21 protein-coding genes and 1 tRNA gene are annotated in these 24801 nt (G+C 58.5%); 10 read left to right on the top strand and 12 right to left on the bottom strand.

The genetic code is table 11. The annotated features are described in order from the left end of the window. Positions 1-122 precede the first annotated feature (122 nt). Together ABGM91_RS04195 and ABGM91_RS04200 are read left to right on the top strand one after the other, a co-directional pair. On the top strand, positions 123-974 hold the full coding sequence (locus ABGM91_RS04195) for a metallophosphoesterase (protein ID WP_354833922.1): 852 nt from the start codon (positions 123-125) through the stop codon (positions 972-974). Between the two features lie 78 nt (positions 975-1052). Then, on the top strand, positions 1053-2120 hold the full coding sequence (locus ABGM91_RS04200; protein WP_354833924.1) for a hypothetical protein: 1068 nt from the start codon (positions 1053-1055) through the stop codon (positions 2118-2120). 13 nt (positions 2121-2133) lie between these two features. Here ABGM91_RS04200 and ABGM91_RS04205 read toward each other — a convergent pair whose 3' ends face one another. Genes ABGM91_RS04205 through rfaD form a run of 4 tightly spaced genes read right to left on the bottom strand, consistent with a single transcriptional unit; the run spans position 2134 to position 6143 of the window. Beyond that, a complete protein-coding gene (locus tag ABGM91_RS04205; protein ID WP_290565197.1) occupies positions 2134-3117 on the bottom strand; it encodes a glycosyltransferase family 8 protein in 984 nt (327 codons plus the stop codon). Positions 3118-3138: 21 nt separating this feature from the next. Continuing rightward, on the bottom strand, positions 3139-4164 hold the full coding sequence (locus ABGM91_RS04210; RefSeq protein ID WP_354834809.1) for a glycosyltransferase family 2 protein: 1026 nt from the start codon (positions 4162-4164) through the stop codon (positions 3139-3141). Next, positions 4164-5135 carry a glycosyltransferase family 9 protein gene (locus ABGM91_RS04215; protein WP_354833926.1) on the bottom strand — a complete coding sequence of 324 codons (972 nt, stop codon included), beginning with the start codon at positions 5133-5135 and terminating at the stop codon, positions 4164-4166. The genes ABGM91_RS04210 and ABGM91_RS04215 overlap by 1 nt, the downstream gene beginning before the upstream one ends. Positions 5136-5156: 21 nt before the next feature. Next, positions 5157-6143, bottom strand: a complete 987-nt coding sequence (gene rfaD, locus ABGM91_RS04220; RefSeq protein WP_354833928.1) for an ADP-glyceromanno-heptose 6-epimerase — start codon at positions 6141-6143, stop codon at positions 5157-5159. A gap of 303 nt (positions 6144-6446) precedes the next feature. Between rfaD and ABGM91_RS04225 the strand changes: the two genes are divergently transcribed. The 6 genes from ABGM91_RS04225 (at position 6447) to ABGM91_RS04250 (ending at position 14369) form a co-directional block, all read left to right on the top strand. Continuing rightward, positions 6447-7601 carry a glycosyltransferase gene (locus ABGM91_RS04225; RefSeq protein ID WP_290565199.1) on the top strand — a complete coding sequence of 385 codons (1155 nt, stop codon included), beginning with the start codon at positions 6447-6449 and terminating at the stop codon, positions 7599-7601. 60 nt (positions 7602-7661) lie between these two features. Next, positions 7662-8438: a hypothetical protein gene (locus tag ABGM91_RS04230; RefSeq protein ID WP_354833931.1), complete on the top strand. Its 777-nt coding sequence runs from the start codon at positions 7662-7664 to the stop codon at positions 8436-8438. A 280-nt stretch (positions 8439-8718) separates the two neighbouring features. Then, entirely contained in the window at positions 8719-9888 is a 1170-nt protein-coding gene (locus ABGM91_RS04235; RefSeq protein WP_354833933.1) for a glycosyltransferase, read from the top strand. Between the two features lie 122 nt (positions 9889-10010). Further along, positions 10011-11009: a glycosyltransferase family 10 gene (locus ABGM91_RS04240; RefSeq protein WP_215426836.1), complete on the top strand. Its 999-nt coding sequence runs from the start codon at positions 10011-10013 to the stop codon at positions 11007-11009. Positions 11010-11105: 96 nt separating this feature from the next. Beyond that, positions 11106-13187: an acyltransferase family protein gene (locus ABGM91_RS04245; protein ID WP_354833935.1), complete on the top strand. Its 2082-nt coding sequence runs from the start codon at positions 11106-11108 to the stop codon at positions 13185-13187. A 156-nt stretch (positions 13188-13343) separates the two neighbouring features. Then, entirely contained in the window at positions 13344-14369 is a 1026-nt protein-coding gene (locus ABGM91_RS04250; RefSeq protein WP_354833937.1) for a glycosyltransferase family 10, read from the top strand. 36 nt (positions 14370-14405) lie between these two features. Here the strand turns inward: ABGM91_RS04250 and ABGM91_RS04255 are convergent, their stop codons facing one another. From ABGM91_RS04255 to ABGM91_RS04285, 7 genes are all read right to left on the bottom strand, one after another. Further along, the gene (locus tag ABGM91_RS04255; protein ID WP_354833939.1) at positions 14406-14921 is read right to left on the bottom strand and encodes a hypothetical protein; all 516 of its coding nucleotides are present in this window, start codon (positions 14919-14921) and stop codon (positions 14406-14408) included. A gap of 82 nt (positions 14922-15003) precedes the next feature. Beyond that, positions 15004-15237: a hypothetical protein gene (locus ABGM91_RS04260; RefSeq protein ID WP_215426832.1), complete on the bottom strand. Its 234-nt coding sequence runs from the start codon at positions 15235-15237 to the stop codon at positions 15004-15006. A gap of 126 nt (positions 15238-15363) precedes the next feature. Then, complete coding sequence (locus tag ABGM91_RS04265) at positions 15364-17229, bottom strand: SLC13 family permease (RefSeq protein ID WP_215426831.1); 1866 nt, start codon at positions 17227-17229, stop codon at positions 15364-15366. A gap of 233 nt (positions 17230-17462) precedes the next feature. Continuing rightward, positions 17463-17548, bottom strand: a tRNA-Tyr gene (locus ABGM91_RS04270). Positions 17549-17702: 154 nt separating this feature from the next. Beyond that, entirely contained in the window at positions 17703-18188 is a 486-nt protein-coding gene (locus ABGM91_RS04275; RefSeq protein ID WP_290565207.1) for a bifunctional nuclease domain-containing protein, read from the bottom strand. 19 nt (positions 18189-18207) lie between these two features. Beyond that, the gene (locus ABGM91_RS04280; protein ID WP_251841345.1) at positions 18208-18735 is read right to left on the bottom strand and encodes a gamma carbonic anhydrase family protein; all 528 of its coding nucleotides are present in this window, start codon (positions 18733-18735) and stop codon (positions 18208-18210) included. Positions 18736-18867: 132 nt separating this feature from the next. Next, positions 18868-21096, bottom strand: a complete 2229-nt coding sequence (locus tag ABGM91_RS04285) for a hypothetical protein (protein ID WP_354833943.1) — start codon at positions 21094-21096, stop codon at positions 18868-18870. Positions 21097-21384: 288 nt separating this feature from the next. Between ABGM91_RS04285 and ABGM91_RS04290 the strand changes: the two genes are divergently transcribed. Beyond that, on the top strand, positions 21385-22038 hold the full coding sequence (locus tag ABGM91_RS04290; protein ID WP_354833945.1) for a nitroreductase family protein: 654 nt from the start codon (positions 21385-21387) through the stop codon (positions 22036-22038). 8 nt (positions 22039-22046) lie between these two features. Continuing rightward, positions 22047-22619: a tyrosine-protein phosphatase gene (locus ABGM91_RS04295; RefSeq protein WP_354833946.1), complete on the top strand. Its 573-nt coding sequence runs from the start codon at positions 22047-22049 to the stop codon at positions 22617-22619. An 82-nt stretch (positions 22620-22701) separates the two neighbouring features. Here ABGM91_RS04295 and ABGM91_RS04300 read toward each other — a convergent pair whose 3' ends face one another. Continuing rightward, positions 22702-24633: a beta-galactosidase gene (locus ABGM91_RS04300; RefSeq protein WP_354833948.1), complete on the bottom strand. Its 1932-nt coding sequence runs from the start codon at positions 24631-24633 to the stop codon at positions 22702-22704. Positions 24634-24801 lie beyond the last annotated feature (168 nt).

Genomic DNA, 24801 nt, shown 5'->3' on the forward strand with positions numbered 1-24801 from the left:
CTGGAGGGGCTTCTTTCCGCCTGCCCTACGGCGCAAAGGGGCCTTTCTCAAACGGCAAGACGCACTCAGCGCTCGCTTCCGGTCCCTGGGAATTATAGGCTTTCCCAGCCATTTCTTTTTCCATGCCCTTCTCCGTCAGAATACTCCGGCTTTTAGGCGCCCTCCTGCTGGGCGCCTGCGCGCTCGGCGTGGCCGGCATCACCTGGGCATACCTGATAGAGCCCAATCTTCTGTTCGTCCGGAAGGTGGACTACCGCATCACCCAATGGAACGGACGGGGAAAACCCCTGAAAGTCGTCATTGCCGGGGACCTGCACCTGATGCCTACAGCCTTTGATGAAGTAAGGGCCTTGCGTTATGTCCAGAGAATCATGCAGCTTAAACCGGACCTGATCCTGCTGGCGGGGGATTATGCCCGCGGAGCCAGCACCAATGCCAGCATGAGCCCCTCCGCCGCAGGCCGGCTGCTTCACGGGCTGAAAGCGCCCTACGGCGTATTCGCCATTCAGGGAAACCATGACTTCACCTTTGGCTGGAACAACTGGCGCAGGGAACTGTCCGATGCCGGCATCACGGTTCTGGAAAATCAAAGTGTTCTCATCACGTTCAGGGACGGAAGGCAGCTCCAGCTTTCCGGAATCCTGGACACCTCGCGCAATTCCAAAAAACACCGCCCTCAGCGCCGGTCTCCGGATATTCCCCACTTCCTGCTCTCCCACCGTCCGGAAGCGGACCACATGCTCTCCCACGGAGACGCGGATATCATCATCAGCGGCCACACCCACGGGGGCCAGATTCGCCTCCCCTTCGACCTCCTGTGGTTTGAAGCCAGCCCGGAACACGCCCAGCCCTACACCTACCCCTGGCACATCTCCGGCGGTAATACCTACCTGATCACCAAGGGGCTGGGAACCAGCACGCTCCCCCTCCGCTTCAACTGCCCTCCGGAGATTTACCTGCTGGAGTTGCACTGACGCGGCTTTCCGGTTCCCATGCCGGACAAGACGGCGGCAAGAAAAGGATTTTTCTTTGTTTCTTGATTTTTCGCGTCCATGGACCAGCATGGAAAACGGTTCCGCCGTTTCCTGATGACTACTTCCGCCAATACCAAATCCCCCGTCAGAAAGAACGCCGTCCTGTTTGGGAACGGCTTAATCCGCACGCTGGGAAGCCCGAGCAGCACCGATCTGCTCAAAGAAACCGTTTGTCCTCCCTGCAACGATTGTGAAGGCTGCAAACAGGGCGGCTATTGCCCGTTCATGGAACAGGGGGATTACCTGCCCTTTCCCCTGATTTACGAATATTTAATCCTGAAAAAACAAAAGCGACATCCGGAAACCGACATGGTTAAAGTATCTTCCGGGGTGCGTGATCAAATCAGGAAAAAACTGGAAGAATTCACCCCGCAGAAGTATCCCGGCTCCATTTTACACCGGCTTGCCGGTCTCCCGGTAGACGATTACCTGACCACCAATTACGATACGTTCCTGATTCAAATCCTGGAATCACAACACTACAGGACGAGCCATCGCCAGAATTCGGAAACCAAATACAGCATCCGCCGCCATGTCTGCATGGAGAACGGCCGCCGTTCCCTCCGTATCTGGAACATTCACGGCACGTATGATGAAAGGCCTTCTTCCTTCACGATCCAATACGGGTACGAACACTATTGCGGCTGCATCGGCAAAATAGACAACTACCTCAAGGGCGCCTACACCTACTCGGTTCAAACACAGAAAAAAGAAATAGCAAGCATCCCGGAAAAGCTGCGCAAGCCGCAGCTTCAACAGGGGGAATCATGGATTGACCTGTTTTTCTTTTCCAACGTTTACATCATGGGCCTGAATCTTTCTTCGGAAGAAATAGACCTGCTTTATATCCTGAATCTCCGGTCACGCTGGCTGCGCGATTTGAAAAAGGCGCGCTACATTCAAAACCGCATCGTTTTCTACGGCCAGCCCGCCAAAGCCATGAAGGCCCTTCTGGAAGAGTTTGATGTGGAGGTTTGCTCCTCTTTGCCCGCGCCTCCCGGAAAAAACGCGGATGGCCCGGATTACGAGAAGTATTACCAGGCGGTTTTACGTGATATCCGGTCCAGGATAAAACAGGAGCATTAACCCGCATCCGGCTTCAGGAGCATGTGCCGTCCTCCTTCTCAAACTGCTTTTGCAGCCTGAGAATTTTATTCCTGGTCATCCGGTAAACAGGCCTGTAAAGGTGCTTTTTCAGGATAGCCGGGAGGGTTCTTCCAGGCAGCGGGCCATGCAGCAGCCCGGCTTCACGCATGGCGCGTTCATAACGTTCCCCTTCATAGCGCCAATTATACCGCCAGGGCTTGTGCACCCCCTGGTAATGCAGAATGCCCGGTTCCAACGCCGCTTCCACCGCCTGGCGCGGCGTCACTCCGCGCCAGAATTGTTCCCTGGGGTCGTTTTTCAGGATGCGGCGCGTCAGACCGTCATGCCAGTTCCAGCGCGGATGCAGCGGCACGGTCAGCTCACACAGGGCGCCGTTCAGCGCGTCCTGGTCCGGGCAGGTCAGCCTGTCCCGGTGGCTGACGGCATAATCCAGCACGGCCCTGACCAGGTTTTTTTCCCGGAACACGTCCACATTCATCAGCAGCACGCCGGAATTGAAATACCCCGTGCAGGTCAGCGGCATCTCCAGGCGTTCGTTGAAATGGGAACCTGGCTTGGAAAAATTCTCAAACACCACCCCCACCGCCTTCCCGGACATATCCGTCCTGAACAGCTCCGTCAAATCACGGCAAACCAGAACGTCAATATCCAGATACAGGATGTTGCCCCGCTCCTCCTTCAATAATTCCGGAATGAACACGCGGCCCCAGGCGGGAACGGGCCACTGTTCCGTATGGGGGAAATCGTGCTCTTCCAGAATGCCGGAAACGTCTATGAACTCCAACCGGCACTCAAACGGAGCCGCCAGGCGCTCGATGCTGTTCCGGCTTTCCCCGTCAATGCCGTCGGAAAGCACGTAAATCTTGTAAAAAGTCTCCGGCCCGGCGGTATTCAGCAGGGAAAAAACGGTAACGCTCAAAGGCAGGATGCCCCGGTTGTCACTGGCCAGGACGACGGCAAATTCATTCTTCTTCATCAGTCGATCGTTCGGGTGGGGTCAGCGGCGCAGCAGCCGGGCGCCCGCTTTGCGCATTCTCTTCCAGTAATAGGAAAAGTCCAAGCCGGATTTTCCGGCCAGCCAGGTTTTCAGCAGTTTTCCTTCCCGGCGGGACAGGCTGGAATCATCCTCTCCGGGGCGGTACAGGTTTTCTTCACGGAGCATCCGGGACACCTTCCGGGTGACCTCCTTCTGGACGGCATGGGGGGCGTACTTGCGGATATTCCGCACGCCCATCACCAGCATTTTCAGGAAAGCCGTCCTGTACTCCTCCAAGATTCCGGCTTGCTTCCACTCTTCCAGCACCAGCTCCGCCACCGTCAGGTAACCCAGCGACTGAAGGGAACTGCCGGACGCAAAGCCGCTGGTGATGGACCCGGCGCGCTTGCGGTAAACATACGCCGCCCTGCTAACGACGCAGGCTCTTCTGCACCGCGGAAAGGAGGCATAGTGGAAATACAGGTCCTCGCACGCAACGCCCTCGGGGAACCGGATGCCGTGCTCCTCCACAACGGAACGGCGTATCATCATGCCGCCCGCTCCATGGTGTATTTTTCCGATGGTTTCCGGCGTACAGGGAATCCACCCCTTTTCCGGGGGCGCCACGTCCTCCGGCAGGAACTGGTCCTCCCGGCCGGGGTCGGACTCGTAATAATACCGGAACCCGCACACCAGCTTGTCCGCATCCAGCGCCTTCGCGCGGTTGTACATTTCCTCCAGCAAATCCGTTTCCAGCCAGTCGTCTGAATCCACCAGCACTAGGTATTCTCCCTGCGCATGGCTCATCGCCAGGTTCCGGGTGCGGGAAAGGCCGCCGTTTTCCGGAACCTGCACCACCTTCACCCGCGGGTCCCGCTCCGCAAACTCCCGCAGGATGGACAGGGAACCGTCCGTGGAAGCGTCGTCCACGCAAACCACTTCCAGCTCCCGGAGCGTCTGCGCGCAGATGCTTTCCAGGCACTGGGCCAGATACGGTTCCACATTGTACACCGGAACCAGCACGGAAATTTTCACGGGAGCCGTCATCACGCCTGCGGAGTATCCTCCATTTTCGCAGATTCAGGTTCTTCCCGCGGGGGCAGGAAGGGCTCCAGCGTGGACCATGCCTGGTCCACCGTAATTTCCTCAATGGCTCCCGGGGAAATCAGGTTGGAAATGCAGCGGGCCGTAATGGCGGACTTGCGCGTCCGGTGGCAGAAAATGGCTGTCACCGGAACCCCGGCATAGGCGCACATGTGCGTGGGGCCCGTATCATTGCCCACACAGGCCAGGGAACGCAGCGCCATCTGGGGAATATCCATCAGGGTGGACTTGCCCAGAAAGCTGACGGCCAGGGGGGAACTGGCCGCAATGGCCTCCACCTCCGCTGCCTCCGCACGGGTGCCGATCACGACGGAGGAAATGCCCCGTTCCGCCAGGCGCCGGGCCAGGGCGCAGAAATTCTCCACGGGCCAGCGCTTGTAGGGATGGCTTGGGGAACAGCCCGGAATCATCAGCACGTAGCGTTCCGGAAGCTCGTCAAAATGCCGCCCTTCCCCGTGCATGAAGGAAAGGTCCGTCAAAACCCGTTCCAGATGGAACGGCTCCCTCTCCACCCGGCCAAACCGGAAGGCTCCTTTTTTCAGCAGCCTGCGCCGCTCCCCGGAATTGCAGGCCACCCAGTCCATGTCATGGTCCAGCAGGAAGCGCACGGCGGGATAATAACGTTTTCTGGTACGGGAAGACTCCTGGAGATCGTACACCACGTCAAAATTCCCTTTCACGATGGAACGGATAGCATCCCGCGTGGCGCCCAGTTTCCGGTAGGGCAGACGGTTGTCCACAATGAAATCGTCAAACACCCCGAGCTGCTCCGCCATGGGAACAAACATCCCCATGGTCATCAGGGTAATGTGCGCCTCCGGATGAAGCTCCCGGAGACGCTTCATCGTCCCCATGGCTAGCACCACGTCGCCAAGGGCTCCGTGCTTGATGATCAGAATGCGCTGCGCAGACATGGGCAGAAAAAGAAATGCGGGTTAAACGTAGCTGTCCTCCCGGTCCAGGTACTTCTGCACGTACTGGCGCACGCCGTCCTCCAGGGAAGTCATGGGGGCCGCATAGCCGGCGGCGCGCAGCCTGGAAAGGTCCGCCTGCGTATAATACTGGTACTTGCCCTTGAGCTCTTCCGGCATCTCCCGGTAGGCTATCTTTTCCTGAAGCCCCAGCGCGTTGAACGCCGCCTTCGCCAGATCGTGGAAGGAACGGGCCTCTCCGGACCCCACGTTGAACAGCCCGCTCACCTCCGGATGGTCCAGCAGCCACAGCACCACATTCACACAATCCTCCACCCATACAAAGTCCCGGAGCTGCCAGCCGTCCCGGTAATCCGGATGGTAGGACTTGAACAGCTTCACCGTTTCATTTGCCTTCACCTGCGGGAAGATGTGGGCCACCACGCTCTTCTGGCCTCCCTTGTGGTATTCATTGGGGCCGTACACATTGAAAAATTTGAGGCCCGCGTATTGGAGCGGAACAGCCCTTTCTTCCCTGACCTCGCGCGCCACCTTGCGGTCAAACAGGGCCTTGCTCCATCCATACGCGTTCAGGGGGCGCAGCGCATTGACATGCTCCAGGGAGGCGTCATCGTCAAACCCCATGGAACCGTCTCCGTACGTGGCTGCGGAGGAGGCGTAAATAAACTGCTTGCCGTACAGGGCGCAGAACTCCCACAGATACCAGCTCAGCGTAAAATTCGTCCGGATAATCAGATCGGCGTCCGTCTCCGTGGTGGCGGAAATGGCCCCCATGTGAATGACGGCCTCAATCTCCTCCGCATGCGCCTCCATGTAGTCAAGCATGTCTTCGGGAGGAACCACCGCGCACAGCTCCCTCTTGGCAATGTTCTTCCATTTCTCGGAAGAACCCAGTTCATCCACCACCACAAGATCCTTTTTACCGGATTTTTCCAGAGCGGCGACAATGTTTGAGCCGATGAAGCCGGCCCCACCCGTGACAATAATCATAAAAGAAGAATAAATGAAGAAGTTGTACGGCCTCTTGTACCACATCCACCCGGCCCTAGGCAACTGCCATTTGAGGCGTTCCCGGACTCCAAATTCTCAACGAATTTACAATCCGGACACTCCAAGCCCTGACCGCCCCATGCGGAAAACCATTGGTGCGCAATCCCCCCGCACCCTGCGGAAGCCCCAGTCTCCATACCCTCCTTTTCATGCTGACAACATCAAAAACCTGCGGTAATATTTATCTTGCAAAAATTATCATTGACCACGGATTGTAAATCCGTTACATACATTACAAACTCTATGCGGCCCGACGTTTCCATCATCGTTCCCTGCTACAATGTAGCCGCTTATGTGGACAACTGTCTGGACAGCCTGGTACGGCAGACCCTCCGGAACATTGAAATCATCTGCATCAATGACGGCTCCATGGACGATACCTGGGCGCACCTGCTCCGCTGGAAGGAAAAAGACGGCAGAATCATCCTCCTGAACCAGCAGAACGCGGGCGTTTCCGCCGCAAGGAATGCCGGGCTGGATGCAGCCCGCGGCCTTTACGTAGGCTTTGCGGACCCGGACGACTACGTGGACCCGGAAATGTACTCCCGCCTTTTTTCCGCGGCGCTGGAACATGATGCGGACATCGTGGAGTGCGGCAACCACGTCTTTGAGGACTCCTCGGACCGGCTCATTGAGGCCAGAAGAAGGTCGCCCTCCTGGCATTTCGAAGAAAACGCCTCCCCCGCCAGCTTCTTCCGGGACTCCATCTGGGGTAAAATGGACATCTGCGTGTGGAGCAAGCTGTTCCGGAAAAGCATGCTGGACGCCCACCGCCTCCGCTTCAATGTAAACCTGAAATCCGGCGCGGAGGATGAAACCTTCCGGCTGATGGCCGTTCCCCATGCCTCCCGCCTCCTGTTCATCCCGGACTGCCTGTACTACTACCGCCTCATGCGGAACGGTTCCCTTTCCCGCCGCTGCAATGACCCCACCTACTTCAAATGTGTGCAGGAATTCCAGCGGCTGCTGTACATTGTGGACTACTGGAAGGAACATGGGTGGCAGAATGAAGGCCTGTTCACCTACGGCGTGCGGAAAATCAGGCCTTTCTTCGTCTCCAAACATCCCCTTTTCCACCAGATGACCGCCGTTCAGCAGCAATCCCTGCTGGACTGGTGGCACCTGTTCTACCAGAACGCGGACGGGGCGCGGTTTCTCTCCGTCCTGCCGGGCCGGGACAGGCAGCTGGTGGACCTGCTGAACTCGGCGCAACTGCCGGCCAACGGCTGGGGCCGCATCCTTCTGGCGGCCTGTTCCCTGCTTCCCGGACAGAAGGGACGCTATTACTCCTGCAAAAGAATGCTCGCAGAACACTTTTCCCAAACGCATTCCAGCGGTTCCCAAGGGAAAAACGCCTCGCCGGAAGAGCCGTTTGACACATCGCCGCCTTCCCTGTAAATTGCCTTATCCCCGTCTTCCGAACTAATGAACCGCTTTCTCTCATTCGCAGACTCCCGCATGTCCGCCGCTTTGGAACGGCTGGGCAGGCAGGCGGAAGCGCTGGATTTTTTTGATGAGATCACGCTGTTCACGGAACGTGACCTTTCCGCGGAATTCACCAGCCGCATGGGCAAATACCTGACGCCGTCCTGCCGGGGATTCGGATACTGGTCCTGGAAACCCTGGTCCATCCACCACATCCTGCAGGACATGCAGGAAGGAGACCGCCTCCTGTACCTGGATGCCGGCTGCCATATCAACATCAACGGAGCGGCGCGCTTCCGGGAATACGTGGACATGCTGGACCGGGACAGCCTCGGCATGCTGGTTTTCAACAGTGGACAGCCGGAATACAAGTGGACCAAGGGAGACATTTTCCGCCACTTTGGCATTTCCGGAGCGGATACCTGGATCACGCACACCCAGCAAATTGCGGGAGGCCACGTCTTTCTGAAAAAGAATCCGCTCACGGAAAACCTGATCCGCGAATGGCTCCATACCTTTTACGGCCATCTGAACCTGGTGGATAATTCTCCCTCCGCTTCTCCGAACCTGCCGGGATTTGTGGAAAACCGGTATGATCAGAGCATTTTCTCCATCCTGTGCAAACTGCGGGGCATTACCTCCCTGGACAGTGCGGAAACTTATGCGGAAGACTGGAAGGAGCTTTCCTCCTTCCCGTTCCAGGACAGGCGCGACATGGGAATCCCGCGGACCGCAAAGAAAGGCTGGCTCCAAAAATGCAGGCAGCTCCTCCTTCCCTCCAAAAAAGGCGGATTTGAAATCCGAAGATAGCGGACTCCCGCGGAGCATCCCCGTTTAATACAGCTCCACCAACAGGTTGCGACGTAGATAAAGTCTAAGCCGCCCAGCCCGCCGGCCGTATCTTTCCGGAACGCTTTCATTTCATTCCTATTCCCGTTCAGCCGTTTGTATTGACTTCGGATTTCAAATCCCCATACTTTCCTATGTGGCTTCTCCTCAATGCAGGACAGTATTTCAAGTCTCCCACAGCGTATCGGCCAGCTCCGCTCCCTACCGGCTGAATGATGCTCTGAACCGGAACATTTCCGGCATGGAATCCGTTCTTTTACTCAGGAGGCGCAAGGGAGTAAACGGCCTTGAAATCAAAAGGTCCGCCGCCAGAAGAGCTACAGACGCCCTGCGCCGCCATCTGGCGCACGGCTTTAACGTTCTGCTGCCGGAAAGAAGAAGGGACCTTCCTTTTTCACTGAATGTGCTGGGCATGGGCTTTGATACCGCCCAGATGGAGGAGGCGGACCTGGTGCACCTGCACTGGATAGGCGGCAGAACGGTGGATTTCACGCGGCTGCGCCACATCCGCCGCCCGCTGGTCCATACGCTTCACGATATGTTTTCCTGTACCGCGGGGTGCCACTGCACCATGGACTGCGGCCTGTTCCGGGACGGATGCCGGGGCCTCTGCCCCCAGCTTGGCACGCCCCGCCTGTTCCATAACCTGCCTGCATGGCTCTTCTCCCGTAAACGCAGGGCCTTCGGCAGCATCCCTTCCCTCACGCTCGTCACCCCCTCCCTCTGGCTGAAAAAGGAAGTGGAAAAAAGCTGCATGTTCCCCGGAAGAAGAATTGTCCAGATTTACAACCCCGTGGATACGGACCTCTTCCGCCCGGCGGAAAACCGGGAGGCCATCCGTGCGGCCCTGGGCATCCCGTCCGGAGCCTTTGTCATTGCCTGCGGCGCAACCGGCCTGTTCAATCCGGTCAAGGGAGGCCATTTCATCCCCCTGGCGCTGGAAGAACTATACCGGCGCGGGCACCGGAACCTCCATCTGCTGCTCTTCGGCAACCAGGAAAAAAGCGTGGAATTCCCCTTCCCCAGCACAAACGCCGGATTCATTACGGACATGAAGGAACTGGCCGGGCTTTACAGCGCGGCGGATATGTTCCTGAATCCCACGCTGCAGGACGTTCTTTCCAACGTAGCTCTGGAATCCATGGCCTGCAAGACCCCTTCCGTCACTTTCCGGACGGGCGGAGTTCCGGAAGTGGTCCTGGACGGCAAAACGGGGCTGGTGGCTCCCCAGGGAGACCTGCATCAATTGGCAGGCCACTGTGAACGCCTCATCCATGACCGGGCACTCCGGCTGTCACTGGCGGAGGAAGGGCGGAAACACGCGGAACAGACATTCTCCTATCCCGTCATTGCGGCAAAACATGCCGCCCTCTATGAAGAAACGCTCCGGGAATACCGTCGCGAAGGGTGAAAATGACTGACGTTTAACCGCCGGGCAACCTTCCTCCAACATGCCCGGACAGCCTCTTCCTTTGTCATTGACAAGAAAGAGCCGCCCCATACACTCTGAACCACTCCGACCCGCCTCCTCCCATGAAAACGCTTAAAATCTCCTTTTTACAGTCCACTCCGGATTTCGGCAGGGAAGGCATTCTCCAGCTCCTGAAAGACCGGTACCATGTGGTGGAAGACAATACCGACTTCGATTACCTGATCGCCACCCCCTGGTTTTACGTCAACCGGGAGGCATTCTACGATTTTCTGGAACGGGCGCCGGGGCATATCACCGTCATGTACGCCTGCCATGAAGCCATTGCCCCGGACTTCATGCTGTTTGACTACTACATCGGGCTGGATACCGTGCCCGGGAGCGGCCGCACCGTCAAACTCCCCTTCCTGCGCCACCATTTGCAGGAAGTGCACGGCGGCAAGGAAGGCCTGGACGCCCGCGCCCTCCTGGCCTCCAAAACGGGCTTCTGCAACTTCATTTACTCCAACCGCAAATCCCATCCCAACCGGGACGCCATTTTCCACAAGCTCTCCGCCTTCCGGTTCGTCAACTCCCTGGGGCCCCACCTCAACAACACGCCGGGCGACGGCCACCAGTCGGAAGACTGGTACTCTTCCTCCATCCGGATGAAAAAGCCGTACAAATTCTCCATTGCCTTTGAAAACGCGTGGTACCCCGGCTACACCAGCGAGAAAATCGTCACCAGCATGCTGGCGGGCACCATCCCCATTTACTGGGGCAACCCGGACATCGGCAGGGAATTCAACTCCGCTGCATTCATCAACTGCCATGACTTCCCCACGCTGGACGATGCCGTGGCCTATGTAAAAAAAGTGGATGAAGACGACGGCCTGTGGTGTGAAATCATGTCCCGCCCCTGGAAAACCCCGGAACAGGAAGCCCTCTTCCTGGAAGAAACGGAACGTGAAACAGCCAAACTTTACCGGATATTCGACCAGTCTCCGGAAGAAGCGCGCCGCAAGGGGGACGGAACCTGGATTTCCTACTACCAGCGCTTTTTAAAACGCGGCCACAGGCTGCGCCTGGCGTGGCGGCGGCTGAAAAAACGCCTGCGCAAATAACAGAAGCTCCCCGACCCCGCAATCCCACGCCGTTTTTTCTCCCTTCCCGCATTCCCGCCTTATTTCCCACTCCCGTATGTGCCTCCTTTCCGCCTCATGAGCAAATGCCTTTCTGAAAACTTTTGTTCGCCTTCCCTCCATCAGGCCGGAAACACCGTCCATGGCGCCTACCTTCCGCACATTGACGGCCTGCGCACCTTTGCCGTACTGGCCGTCGTCCTGTACCATCTGCTGGAATGGGCGTGCCCCGGAGGGTACACGGGCGTGGACATCTTCTTCGTCATCTCCGGCTACCTGATCGGCGGCGGCCTGGTCCGCAGCCTGAAAGAGAACTCCTTCTCCCTGCCCTCCTTCTACTGCCGCAGGATCAGGCGCATCATGCCCGCCTACTTCTGCCTGATCGCGGTAGTGCTGGCCTTCGGCTGCGTGGTGCTGGACTGCGACGACCTGCGCACCCTGGGCAGAACGGTGAGATCCAGCGCGCTTTTCATCACCAATACTTACTTCAGCAGGACCGCAGGGGATTATTTCAGCCCCGCCGCGGAAGAAAACCCCCTGCTGAACCTGTGGTCCCTGAGCGTGGAAGAACAATTCTACCTGGCCATCCCGCTCACCCTGTGGCTGCTCTGGAAATTCAGGAAAAACGCCGTCGCGCCCGTCCTCTGCGGAGCTTTGGCGCTCTCCCTGTTTGCCGCCGTCCATCACATGGGGCATCTGGAGCACAACAAAGCCTTCTACCTGCTCTACTGCCGCGCCTGGGAACTCCTGGCCGGCTGTCTGCTGGCCCTGGCTCCGGCCGCGGAGGAACAGGGCCGCGGAAGAAGCTGGCTGCGCCTGGCGGGGTGGTCAGGCATCCTGCTCCCCTTTGCCTGTTACACCGCTTCCACGCCTTTTCCGGGGTATGCGGCCATTCCCTCCGTCGCGGGGGCGGCCCTCCTGATCCGCTACGGAAGCCATGGCTGGTCCGGACGCATCCTCAAACACCCGCTCAGCACGGGCATCGGCAAAATCTCCTACTCCCTGTACCTGTGGCACTGGCCCGTCATCGTGTACTGGACCTACATCTGCTTCAATGAATGCAGCCCGTGGGACTATGCGGGCATGTTTGCGCTCTCCCTCCTCCTGGGGTTCCTCTCCTGGAAATTCGTGGAAACGCCTTTCCGGACCGGGACCGCATGGTGGAAACCCGGGAAAGCCTTTCTTCTCACGGCCTCCGGCTGCCTGATGCTGGGCTTTGCGGGAGAATGGCTCAAATGGACGGACGGCGCACGGGACTACTGGCATGTAACCGCCAACAACATATCATTCCCGGAATACTGGAAAGGCCCGGCCTTCCCTCCCTCCTTCGGCATCGTCCCCCCTGACCGGGCAGTGGTGGAAAAGGGGAACGCCATCCAGCCCCATCATCCTGAACTCGGGGACGTGACGGACTACCCCTTCGTCCTGCTGGGGAAAACCGGGGAGCCGCCTTCCTTCCTGCTCATGGGGGACAGCCACGCCATGGCCAGCTCCCCCGGCTTTGATGACGCCGCGCGGCTTCTGCACCGCTCAGGCCTCTTCTACCGGGCGCGGCTGTGCCCATTAAGCGGCATCTCGGACTCCGGAGACACTGATTCCCTCACGCTCCTGCGCATGATGTACCCCCACTGGGAACACAATATGGACCTGATTCTGGATTGGCTGGAAAGCACTCCCCGGATTCACACCGTATTCATCCACAACCGGTGGATTGAACTGGTCAACAGCCACCGGGACGCGCGCCTGAAACAACTGGTGGCGGACGGCCTGCGCCACACCTGCGCCCGCCTCCACAAGGCCGGCAAGCAAATCGTGCTGCTGGGGCCCGTGCCGGAATGGACCTTCGGCCCGCGCAAACTCATGCGGCGCAACGTCCTGCTGAACGCCAACCGGGCGGACCGCCTGCTGGGCGGGGACTTCACCACGCGGCAGCGCCCCGTATTCGCCCTTCTGAAACACATGGAATCTACAGGCCTGTGCCGCTTTATCCCCCTTCACGGCGCCTTCCATCAAGACGGGCAATGGCTGGAGGAAGACATGGGCAACCTGATGTACTGTGATGACAACCACCTTTCCCCCTACGGCTCCAGAAAAATGGTCTCCTGCATCATTGACCAGCTTTTTCCGGAGCCCGCCCTGGAAAGCACGGCGTCCAACTGACGGAGCTTTCCTGCCGGAAGCTCCAATCCTTTGACATTGACAAGGCAGGAAGGCCCCATACACTGGCGCCATGCAGGCAGCGTTGCCGCGGCGCTTCCGGAGAAAATTCCGGAATCCGGCGGCAGGCCCGAGCACCTTTTCAACGCCTATACTTTCATGACGGACTCCCCCCGCCCCACACGCATCAAGGTCATCAGAAAATCCACAAAGGCCTCCCCGGACAAAACGGAATCCCTGCTGTGGGGCGACTGCCTGTTCTGCACGGACGCCGCCATGACGGATTACGACTGGGTGCTGGTGTATGATGAATTTCCAAGGCGCTCCGTAGGCACCATCAAGGATGAAACGGAACCCCTGCTCTGCCCGCCGGACCAGACCATCCTGATCACGGTGGAACCCCCGTCCATCAAGATCTACAGCCGGGCGTACACCGGCCAGTTCGGCACCGTCCTGACCACCCACTCCTCCCGGGACCTGCCGCATCCCAACCACACCCTGGGCCGCGGCTGCCTGGAATGGCTGTATATCAAGCCCATGCAGGAAATTCTGGACCAGACGGAATTCCCTAAGACAAAAATGCTTTCCACCATCTGCTCCGCCAAGCAGCACACGCATACCATGCATAAAATGCGTTACGACCTCACGCGCTACCTGGCGGACCATCTGCCGGAACTGGACTGGTTCGGGCACGGCATTCAGGAAATAGAAAACAAAACCGTCGCCATGGATGACTACAAATACCATCTGTGCGTGGAAAACCACCTGGAGCCCCACCACTGGACGGAAAAACTGTCTGACGCCTTTGTCGCCATGACCCTTCCCTTTTACGCCGGAGACCCGCTGGCAACGGAATGCTTCCCGCCGGAAAGCTTCATCCCCATCCCGCTGGACAACCCGCAGAAAGCCTTTGAAATCATCCGCAAGGCCATGGACGGCGGGGAATATGAAAAACGCCTCCCCGCCATCCGGGAGGCGCGCCGCCTGGTGCTGGAGAAATATAACATGTTCGCCCAGACGGCGGCGGTCATCCGCAACCACCGGGGAACCGGAACCGTCCGCCCCGGCGCCACGCTGAAAGGGCGCCATGTTCTGCGGAAAAACCCGCTCAACGCCATCCGGGAACTGGCTGACACCCTGGCCTATAAAATCAGGTCACGCGGCAAGCGCGGAACCGGGGCGTAACCCGGATTCCGTTCCGGACACGCCTTCCGGCATTACCTACCAGTAAATGGAGCTGCTGGACGGCATTCTGCCGATAGCCTTGCGGCAGGCGGAACGGGCCGCTTCCGAACGGTGGAAGGATTCGGAAGGAACACTTTCCCCCTGGTATTCAGCCAGCTTCCTGCCCGTCAAATTATGCACGGTCACGGTAACCTTCGTCCTGTAGCCGGGCCGGGTATTGGGCCCGTGCAGCGTGGTAAAATAATTCCCGTTGCGAATCAGCACATGCTCCTGCGCCGTCTTGCTGACGGTCGCCACGGCCCCGTAGCCATCCTCTCCGGGGTACATGACCTGGAACCCCTTGGACGACAGGGAGGCCGCAGCCGTATCCGCCATCTCCCAGTCGGAGCACTGGAGCCTGACTTTGCGGTACTTGACCCGGCGTTCGGCGGCGGCCCGCTGATTCTGTTCCAGTTCCCGGTTAAACTGCGCCCACTCCTCCGCCGTGCAGGCAGCCAGGCCGGCAAACACGGCCGCCGCGGCCCATCTGGTCCAAATTCCGTAATTCATCATATGAACAGGCACAAGTTCCCCCTCCGGCCTGAACCCGGTTCAAGCCGTTCGGAAAGCAGATGACCCGCCAAGGAATAAACCCTTAGTCGGATTTGCGGGAGGCGTGCTTCCTGGCCCGTTCCTCCTCCTTCTGCTTCTTCAAGTCTTCCTTCATCTTGGCCTTCTCTTCGGCATCCAGCTTGCCATCCTTGTTGGTATCATATTTTTCAAGGAGGGCGGCCTTCTTTTCCGCGGAAGTCATTCTCTTGGGAGCGTCTTCCTCCGCCATGGACGGCATGGCGAACGCAGCGGCCAGAACAATAAGCAAATACTTCATGATAAAATGGGGGTTCTTAAACAATCCTCTTCTACTCCCGCACGTTCCTCTTGTCTCTCTTTTTCTGGTAATGCATGTAAATTACCCTGCCATACGCCCTTTCCGCTGCGTGAACGGCTCTCCGGCCTAGGCCTTTGCGAAGGGGAAAAACAGCGGAATCACCACCACCATGACCAGGCCCATGATCACCTGGAGCGGCACGCCCACTTTCACGTAATCCATAAACGTATACTTGCCGGCGGGCATGACCAGCGCGTTCGGCGGCGTGGAGAAGGGAGAGGCAAAGCACATGCTGGTGCCCACGGAAACCGCCAGCAGCAGCGGATAGGGGCTGATGCCCATGCTCACCGCGGATTGCAGGGCGATGGGGGCCAGAAGCACCGCCGTGGCCGTATTGCTGATAAACATGGTCAGCAGGGACGCCGTAAAGTAAATGCCCGCCATCAGGGCCAGCGGGCCGAAGCCGCCCAGCCCGGCCACCAGCCCGTGGGAGATAACCTCCGAGGTGCCGGTCTTCTCCAGCGCCACGGACATGGGAAGCATGGCGGCAATCAGCACAATGCTTTCCCAGTTGATCGTCCGGTACGCCTCCTCCACGTTGCGCAGGCAGCCGCACAGCACCATCAGCACGGCGGCAATCAGCACCGCCGCCACCGCGGGAACCCAGTTAAACACCATGGCCGCAATCATCAGCACCATGATGCCGGCGGCCAGCGGGGCCTTGTGCGTCAGGGTCACCTTGGACGCCTCCGCCAGAGGCTGCCCCACCACCACCCATTCAAAGGTCTTTTCACTCAGGCGCGCAATATCCGCCCAGGTTCCCTGAACCAGCAGCGTATCCCCGTACTGGAGCTTGACGTCCTTCAAATTGTGGAAAATGTAATGATTGTCCCGCTGGATAGCCAGAATGTTGACGCCGTACTTGGCGCGCAGTCCGGAAGACTTCACGGGCATGTTGATGAGGTCCGAGTTGCGCATCAGCAGCATTTCCGCAATGCCTATCTCGTCAAACTTCAATTTGCTTTTCAGCATGGAGTCCGTGTCTTCCGACGTCCTCCGGTTGATCATCTCCGCCCCGCATTCCCGCGCGAACCGGTCCACGTCCTCAAACTCCCCCATCACGTAAATGACGTCCCCCCTGGCCACCCGCGTGTCCGAGCCCGCCATGGTCTGGCTGACCGTCTGAAGGAAGGAATGGCGGCTGGAATGCCTGCGGCGCACTTCCACGATGTTCACGTGGTAGCGGTCCGGAATATGAAGGTCATGCAGGGGATTCTCCGTCAGGGCGGAATCCTCCACCACCCGGAGGCGGTAAAGATTGTTGATAATCTGGTACTCGTCAATCAACTGGCTGAGAGACTTCCCCTTGGCCTCATGTTCCGTCTTGTCGTCATGATGGCCCAGAAACTTCCTGCTGAGGGGAATCAGCACCAGAACGCCCGTCACGATGCAGACGAGGCCGATGGGAGTGAAGGAGAAAAAGCCCAGCCCCTCCATGCCGGCCTCCTGAAGCTGGTTATTGATGACCAGGTTCGGGGGAGTGCCGATCAGCGTCAGCATGCCGCCCATGCTGCTGGCAAACGCCATGGGCATAAGCAGGCGGCTGGTCTGGATGCCGCCGTCCGCAGCCAGGCTCACCAGAATGGGCAGCATCAGGGCTACCGTTCCCGTATTGCTGACAAACGCGCCTATGCCCGCCGTAACAAGCATGGTCAGCACCAGCAGCCGCAGCTCGCTCTTGCCTGCCAGCTTCATGATCCTGCCGCCCAGCATCTTGGCCAGCCCCGTCCGGAAAATGGCTCCCCCCACCACAAAAAGCCCCACCATCATGACCACGATGGAATTGGAAAACCCGGAAAGCGCCTGGTCCGGGCTTAAAATCCCGAACACGATCAGGCACAGCAGGGAACAGAGCGCGACAATATCCGAACGGATTCTCCCCTGAACGAACAAAACGGCGGATACTCCCAGGATGAGAAGCGTGGTCAACATGTCAATAAGCGGTAGAGGTGAAAATAGGGAAGGAAGTTTCTAACATGTCCCGTACACCTTGTCGATAGGCTGAACAAGTCATCCGCGCAGCATCTTCCGCTCCCCATATCCGGCCAGGGAACGGGCCATGCGCCGCGCGCAGGCCGTACTGCCCCCCCCCGGCGTCATGAATCCGCAACGGCGCGCGCAATAAAAAACGCGCTCCCGGAAAGAACGCGTTTTAAAAAGAAAAGTGGTGGGTAGAGAAGGATTCGAACCTTCGAAAGCGAATGCTAACAGATTTACAGTCTGCCCCCTTTGACCGCTCGGGAATCTACCCACTTGAAGTGATGTGCGGCGAATGTATAGGGATTCCCGCGCCTTAGCAAGTTTTTTTTATAAAAAATGGGTACGCCCATCGGCAGGAAATCCTTATGCCGCAATTCATGCCGCCGGGCAGGAAATGGCACGGTGCCGAAGCACGGAACGCCGCCCTACGGCTCTCCCACATACACCGGAGCGCGGCTGTCCGGGGAATCCGAGTCAAGCTGCTCCAGCTGGGGCAGGATGTTCTCCATGCTTTCCCAGACGGCGGGAACAATTTTAATGCCGGTTCCGGACCGGGCGGCAATCATCAGGGCGTCTGACGGGCGGGCGTCCAGCTCCACCAGCTTGTCCATGACTTCATTGGCGGCCTCCACAGCCACGCGCGCGTAAAAGACTTCATCCTTGCGCCCGTTGATGAGCACCAGCCTTACCCGGCATTCCATGGCGGACAGAAAATGCCCCAGCAGGGAGGACGTATCCGGCCGCACCGGGCGTTCCCCGTTCAGGATGCGCTCCAGCGCCATGCCGTCCGCCAGCTCCATGAAGATAACGCCCACCTTGCCGGACAGCGGATCACGCAGGCATACCCCGGCCCCGGCCCGGGTATAGAGCAGGGCGTACGGTTCCAGGGTGATCAGCTTTTCATCCGGCATGGAGGGAGGAAATCAGATGTTAAAAACCGGGATTGATAACGCGTTCCGTGTAGCGGGCAGCCACCTTCACGTATTTTTCAGCCCATTTGCGGTTGTTGTCCGCAGATTCCGGACCCAGGTCCTTCACCACCTTGGCGGGGGAGCCCAGCACCAGGGAATTGGGAGGAATGACGGTGCCCTTGGTGATTAATGCACCCGCGCCCACCACGGAGCCTTCACCGATGACCGCGCCGTCCAGAATGATGGAACCCATGCCGATCAGGCAATTATCCTGCACGGTGCAGGCATGCAGGATCACTCCGTGGCCCACGGTCACGTAATTACCTACGTAGCAGCCGAAGTCGTCCGCCAGGTGGATGCAGCTGTTGTCCTGGATATTGGAGTAGTCCCCAATAACGATCTTGTTGATGTCCGCGCGCAGTGTGGTATGGTACCAGATGCTGGCGTGTTCTCCAATGGTGACATCTCCGATCAGGTCGGCGCTGTCCGCCACAAAAGCGGTATCCGCCACTTTGGGCCAGAAGTTCGCGTAAGGTTCTCTTGACATACAGGTCATTTATTAGTTGAAGATAAGACAGCATTCCAGCCTAAAAACGTTCATTCCACGGGTATGCCGCAGCCGGAGAGAGGCACGGCAGCCCTTCGCGGAAATGCAGGGGCCGCGGGAGGCGTTGCCGGGCTAATTCTCTTCCCTGATGCCCTTCTTGCTGTTCTTTTCCCGCTTTTCCGCATCCTTGCGCAGGGAGGCGGCCTTCTTTTCATTGCCGCCCTTCTCATAATACCCGGCAATCTTCTTCTGGATGGCGACCTCCTTTTTCACCTTGAAATAATCGTCCGACTTGGTCCGGATATAACGGTTGTAGGAAGATTCCGCTTCCTTGGCCAACTGAAGCACGGCCTCCTGGTCCTGGGAAACATACTGGTAATACTGCCCCATCAGCGCCTCAAACACTTCTGCCCGGCGCGCGTAATCCTTCATGGATTTCCGGTACAGGGAAGCCACCCCGGCCTTGTCCCCGTTCTCCATCAGAATATCCGCCTGCCGCTTGATGGCGGCGGAAGTCAGGTCGCTGCGGCCCTCGTCCGTCTCCTTTTCCAGCTTTTTCAGGTCGCGGGCCACGTTGCGCTTGTTGGTGGAGGCGTCCCGCATGGGGAAAATGTATTCATCCTCCACGCGGGCGGCCATGGCCAAGTAGTCCGGACGGGAGCGGAACTTGCGCTTGATCATCGTAACCAGCGCATCCCATTCCTCCAGCTTCGTGCCGCTTTCCGGGCGGCTCATCAGCGCAATCAGGCGTTCCCAGCCCAGGGGGCTTCCGGGGGTGGCCTGCGTGGCGGCCTCCAGCATGACCCGGACGCAATCCGGCTTCTGCATTTCTTCAAACAGGTCCGCCAGGGAAAGATAATCCAGGGAGCTGTCCAGCCGGGCCCCGTTCACCTTTTTGTCCATGCCCTGCAAAAGGGTGGATTCATGCTTTGATTTGCGGTTGTGCGGATGGGAGAAATGCCCCGTATTATATCCGTACCCGCCATAGGACTGCCAGGTTTCATCCGTCGTCAGCAGATTGATCCAGGCGTGCGGGCCGCGGTTGCCGTCCCCGGTAACGTAGGCGGAGGGGATGCCGTTGCATTTGGCGGTATTTACGGCAAAATAAGCCTGGTCCATGCAGATGCCGCCTTCATCCAGAATCTCCTGGAAGGTATAGTTCGTGTACGGGTCCTTGCCCAGGGCGGCTCGGTCCATCCGGTAGCGGATCATGGAATAGGCCCCGCCCCAGCCCTTCCGGGTAAGACGCACCTTTTTGCGCGCCCAGTCCATCTCCGACCTTGGCAGGCGCACGTCCACCACAAAGAGCAGCTCGGAAGGGCTTAATTTGGTAATATCTGTAAGAAGCTCATGGGCTTCATCCATCTCCACAAAGTATTCGAACACCTGTTCCAGCGTCAGGGGAGTGGTGGAAACACTGGTGGAGGAAGAGGCCCGCAGCCTGGACGGGCTGGCGGCTATGCGGGGATCCAGCATGGCACAGGCCAGCGCCAGGGAGGAATACTTGCTCCGGGGCATGGCGGAGGTCTTCATCCAGAACTCCGCCCACTTCCGCAGAATGCCTCCCCACTGCTCCTTCGGCGTCTGTTCCCGCGCCATCGTGCGCAGGAACAGCCTCAGGGGATCGGAGGGGTCTGAAAAAAGCCATGGATAAAAATATCTGGGAGAACTCTCCTTGAGCTGCTCCTGAATGGTTTCCGCTCCCACCTTGCTGATGAGCTGGTACAACTCATTGGCGCGCATGAGATACGGGCTCTGGTCATACATGGACACGTCGAATTTGCCGAATTTAATGACCTTCACGGCGTCCCGTTCCAGATTGGACCGCAGAAAATCAGCGTACAGGTCATAGCGGCCCGTTTCCAGGGCCAGATTGAAGGCGTCCGTAAACAGCTTTCTATTGGCGGCGTTACTGGCCTTCAGGCTGACCAGCAGAACGGGCTTCTTGAAAATCTCCAGCCGCGGGTCTTCCTCCTGAACCACGGGCTCTTCCTTCGGTTCCGCGGGCGCGGGCTTCACCTCCTCCGGCTTCTTTTGCTGCCTTTTTCTGGCGGCTTCTTCCGCGGCCAGGCGTTCCGCTTCCAGCCGGGCTTTTTCAGCCGCCTCCGCGCGCGCCCGTTCCTCCGCCGCCCTGCGCGCCGCCTCCAGCTCAGCGGCCTTCCGTGCGCGGGCCGCTTTCGCCTCCGCCTCCTTTCTGGCCGCCAGTTCTGCGGCCTCCGCCGCCCGTTGAACTGAAATGCGGTGGTAAACCACGCCGCCGCCGGCAAGAGCCAGCACCAGAATGATGGTTATGACTATTCCCCCGGAGGAAGATTTTTTACGCTTGGGGGAACCGGGACGCAAGGGATTGGCAGGATTCATCGGATACGGGTTGAGAGGGTTGGAGCAGCCTGGACAAGGAAGAAAAAGGTTTTTCAACCTCATTCCGCCTGACATAAAAGCGCATTACCTTTCCCAGGTCAACCTGAAACGCTGGTCTTTTTCATATCCCCCATCCTGCGGAACCTGTTAAGAACCAGTCCTGGCGCTTTTTCCTTGTGTTTTCATAGCCATTTTATAGGATTAAGTTTTCATGCGCTTCCAAAAACATGAAAAAAATACAAGTATCACGCTGATTATCCCATAACCATTGTACGTTTTTCCCCGCCTATGAATATTTCTCATGCCCTCTGTTCCTCTCTTGCCGTTCTCTCCGGAAGCCTCCTCTCCGGAACAGCCCTCAGCGATGACATCATGCTGCCCGCGCCGGACAAAAAGGGCGGCAAGCCCCTCATGCAGGTTCTGAATGAACGGCATTCCACCCGGTCCTTTACAGACAAGCCCATTCCGGTGGAAGTCCTGTCTTCCCTGCTCTGGGCGGCGCAAGGCGTCACCCGGGATGACCCGGACTACCGCACGGCGCCGTCCTCACGGAATTCCAATGAAATAGAAATCTACGTAGTTCTTCCGGAAGGAGCCTATCTTTACAAGCCGGAAACCCACAAATTGCATCAAGTCGTCCAGGGTGACATAAGGGCCGCAACGGGAACACAGGACTTTGTGGGCACTGCGCCCCTGAACCTCGTCTATGTGGTGGACCAGTCCAAACAGCCCGGAGACTTTGACGCGAAAAGAAAACAGGTCACCGCCGCCGCGGATGTGGGATTCATTGGCGAAAACGTCTACCTCTTCTGCACCTCGGCGGGGCTGGGCACCGTTTTCCGGGCCATGCTGGATGCCGAATACCTTCAGCGCCGTCTCCGGCTCCCCGTCTTCAAAAAAGTCCTGTACGCCCAGAGCGTCGGCTATCCTTCCAATTCCTGAAAAGGGCCATGAACCGGAAATCCATGGTGCTTGCCGTCCTGGCGGCCTCGTTTTCCCTTGCCTGTGCAGAAACCATGACGGAAGTTCCGAGCCCCGTTGAGATCAAAGACGCCAAAAACTGCTACCGCCTCAGTGCTGAACTGTACCGTTCAGGGCAGCCCGGCAGCCGCGGATTCAAGGCCCTGGAAAAGCTGGGGCTCAAATCCGTCCTGAACTTGCGGGAATACCACAGCGACGCCGATGAAGCGGAACACACCGGACTGCGCCTGTACCGCAGGAAGCTGGCGGCCGGAAACGTGTCCCGGGAGGAACTCATGGACTGCCTGCTGGTCATCAGCAGCGCACCCAAGCCCATCCTGGTACACTGCTGGCACGGCTCCGACAGAACCGGCATTGTCTGCGCCGCGTACCGCATCGTCATGCAGGGCTGGACGCCGGAAAAAGCCCTTGAGGAACTGATGGACGAGCGCTTCGGGCACCACCGATCCTACTACTCCAATCTCGCGGAGCTGGTCAGGACCACGGACTGGAAGGCATTCAAAGAGGAATTCCGGAAAAAACGGCAGGCTCAGGGCGTCTGACCCCAGGCCGCGTTTTCCCCCGTGGGGCGGTTTCATGGAGAAAAAGTCTCTTCCGGGACCGCGGACGGAAAGCCCGGCGGCTTTACCACTGGTTGTCCAGATTTTTGGTATCTATCTTTCCAGGCTCCTTGTTGCGCTCCTTCATGCCGCGGATGGGCTTGGGCTCCTTCTCATGAAGGTCCAGAATATCAATCACGTTCTCTCCCTTTTTCAGGAAGGGCGCCGGAACATACAGCCTTAACTGGGGCCCTACGTTCCAGTACCGCCCCACGTTAATGCCGTTCACCCAAACATACCCCTTGGCATAGCGGGACATATCCAGGAACGTATCCTGCGGCTCATCAATATTCACCACGGCCCGGAAATGCGCGCCTTCCCGTTTTGCGGAAGGGCCTTTTCCCCTGGGGGCCCGGACAATGGAAGCGGCTTTCAGGGGAAGCGCCCTCACCGTCCAGTTCTTCAGCTCACGCTTCCCCAGCTTCACGTCTCCGTGCAGCCCCTTGCGGTCGCTCTCCATGCTGATGTGGAAATTGATATGGCCCATGGCCTCCACCAGGATTTCCAGCGTTGCGGGTTTCTTGCGTTCCGGCAGTTCCAGGCTCTTCTGCCCCAGGCGGCGGTCCAGCGTGCCTGCCAGTTCCCCGTTCAGGTATACCTGGGCATAATCATTCACGTTGCTCAATTCCAGCTTTTCAGCCGGACCGGCGGGAACCGTAGTGCTGTAAACAGCCATTCCCTGGTTCTGGTTCCACTGCTCAAAATAGGGAGGCTGCGGGAACTTGGACCGGAAAGGCCGGGGCAGGTTCTCCCAGAGCCCGGCATGCACCACGGGCGTGAACTCCGGAATCTCCATGGCCGGAATATCCGCGGGAGGTTCAGGCACGGCGGCGCCCGCGGGCAGTTTTTCCAGAATAATTTCCCTCATCCGGGTGTAATACTCATTCATCCGGCCCTGCTCATCCACGGGGGAGCCGTAATCGTAACTTGTAACATCCGGCTGGTATTGTCCCGGCCCACCGTTGTTGGCCCCTGCCGTGAAGCCGAAGTTGGTGCCTCCGTGAAACACGAACAGACTGAAGGAGCGCCCCTTGTCCATAAACCAGCGAACGTGGTTGACGATTTCCGGAGTGGGCGCCCAGTTCCCTTCCCCCCAGTGCCGCAGCCAGCCCGGATACGTTTCCGAGGAAAAGACGGGAACGCCCGGATTGCACTTGTTGGCCACGTTCCAGTGGCCGTCGTTCAGGCCCGGGTCCAGCCCCACGGCCACGCCGGGCAGCACAACGCCCTTCAGGTAATGTTCTCCCGCGCCGTCGGACGTGTAAAAGGGGCCGAACCCCTTTTTGGTCCAGAACGCCTTCAGCCATTCCATGTACTTGCGGTCCTTCCGCTGGTAGCTGCCGTATTCGTTTTCAAGCTGGGTCATCAGGATGGGACCGCCGTTCTTCACTAAAAACGGCTCCGCCACACGCGCCACCGCCTCCAGGTACCGCGTCTGCGCCTTCATGAATTTGGAGTCTTCCGTGGTTCTCAACTTGGCTTTGGGATCCTTCAGCAGATAATGGGGCAGGCCTCCCATATCCCACTCCCCGCACACATAGGGGCCCGGGCGGAACAGAACCCACATGCCTTCCTCCTGGCAAATCTTGAGAAACTCCCCCAGGTCACGGTTGCCCGTCTTGAAATCAAAGCTGCCGTCCGGCTGCTCATGGTCATTCCAGAACACGTAAAACGCAATGGTGTTCAGGCCCATGGCCCGCGCAGTCCGGATGCGGTGCCTCCAGTATTCCCTGGGAATGCGCTGGGGGTGCATCTCCGCGCCGCGGATCTGGAACGGCTTACCGTTCAGCATGAACTCCTGATTCCCTTCCCCGCCGAACTTGAACACGGCGGGAGCACCCCCGGAAGGAGCGGGCTTCTGCACATTCTGGACGGCCTCGGGCCCGGCCCAGGCGAGCGCTCCCACTCCGGCGGCCATCAGGGCGGCGGCACACCTGAACCCATATTGCTTCATCATGATGAACTGTTAATCCATTTGAAGACGGTTGCCAATCACAATTTCACATATGCTCCCGCACCTGCGGGCCGGGGGGCCTTTTCAGGACGAATTCCTCCCGTGGCGGAGCCTGCAATCATGTCATACGCCCGCCTTCCTTTGCGCGGATGCCGGAAGCCGGGTGTCTAA

The sequence above is a fragment of the Akkermansia muciniphila genome (genome assembly GCF_040616545.1).
GTDB classification, from domain to species: Bacteria; Verrucomicrobiota; Verrucomicrobiia; order Verrucomicrobiales; family Akkermansiaceae; genus Akkermansia; species Akkermansia muciniphila_E.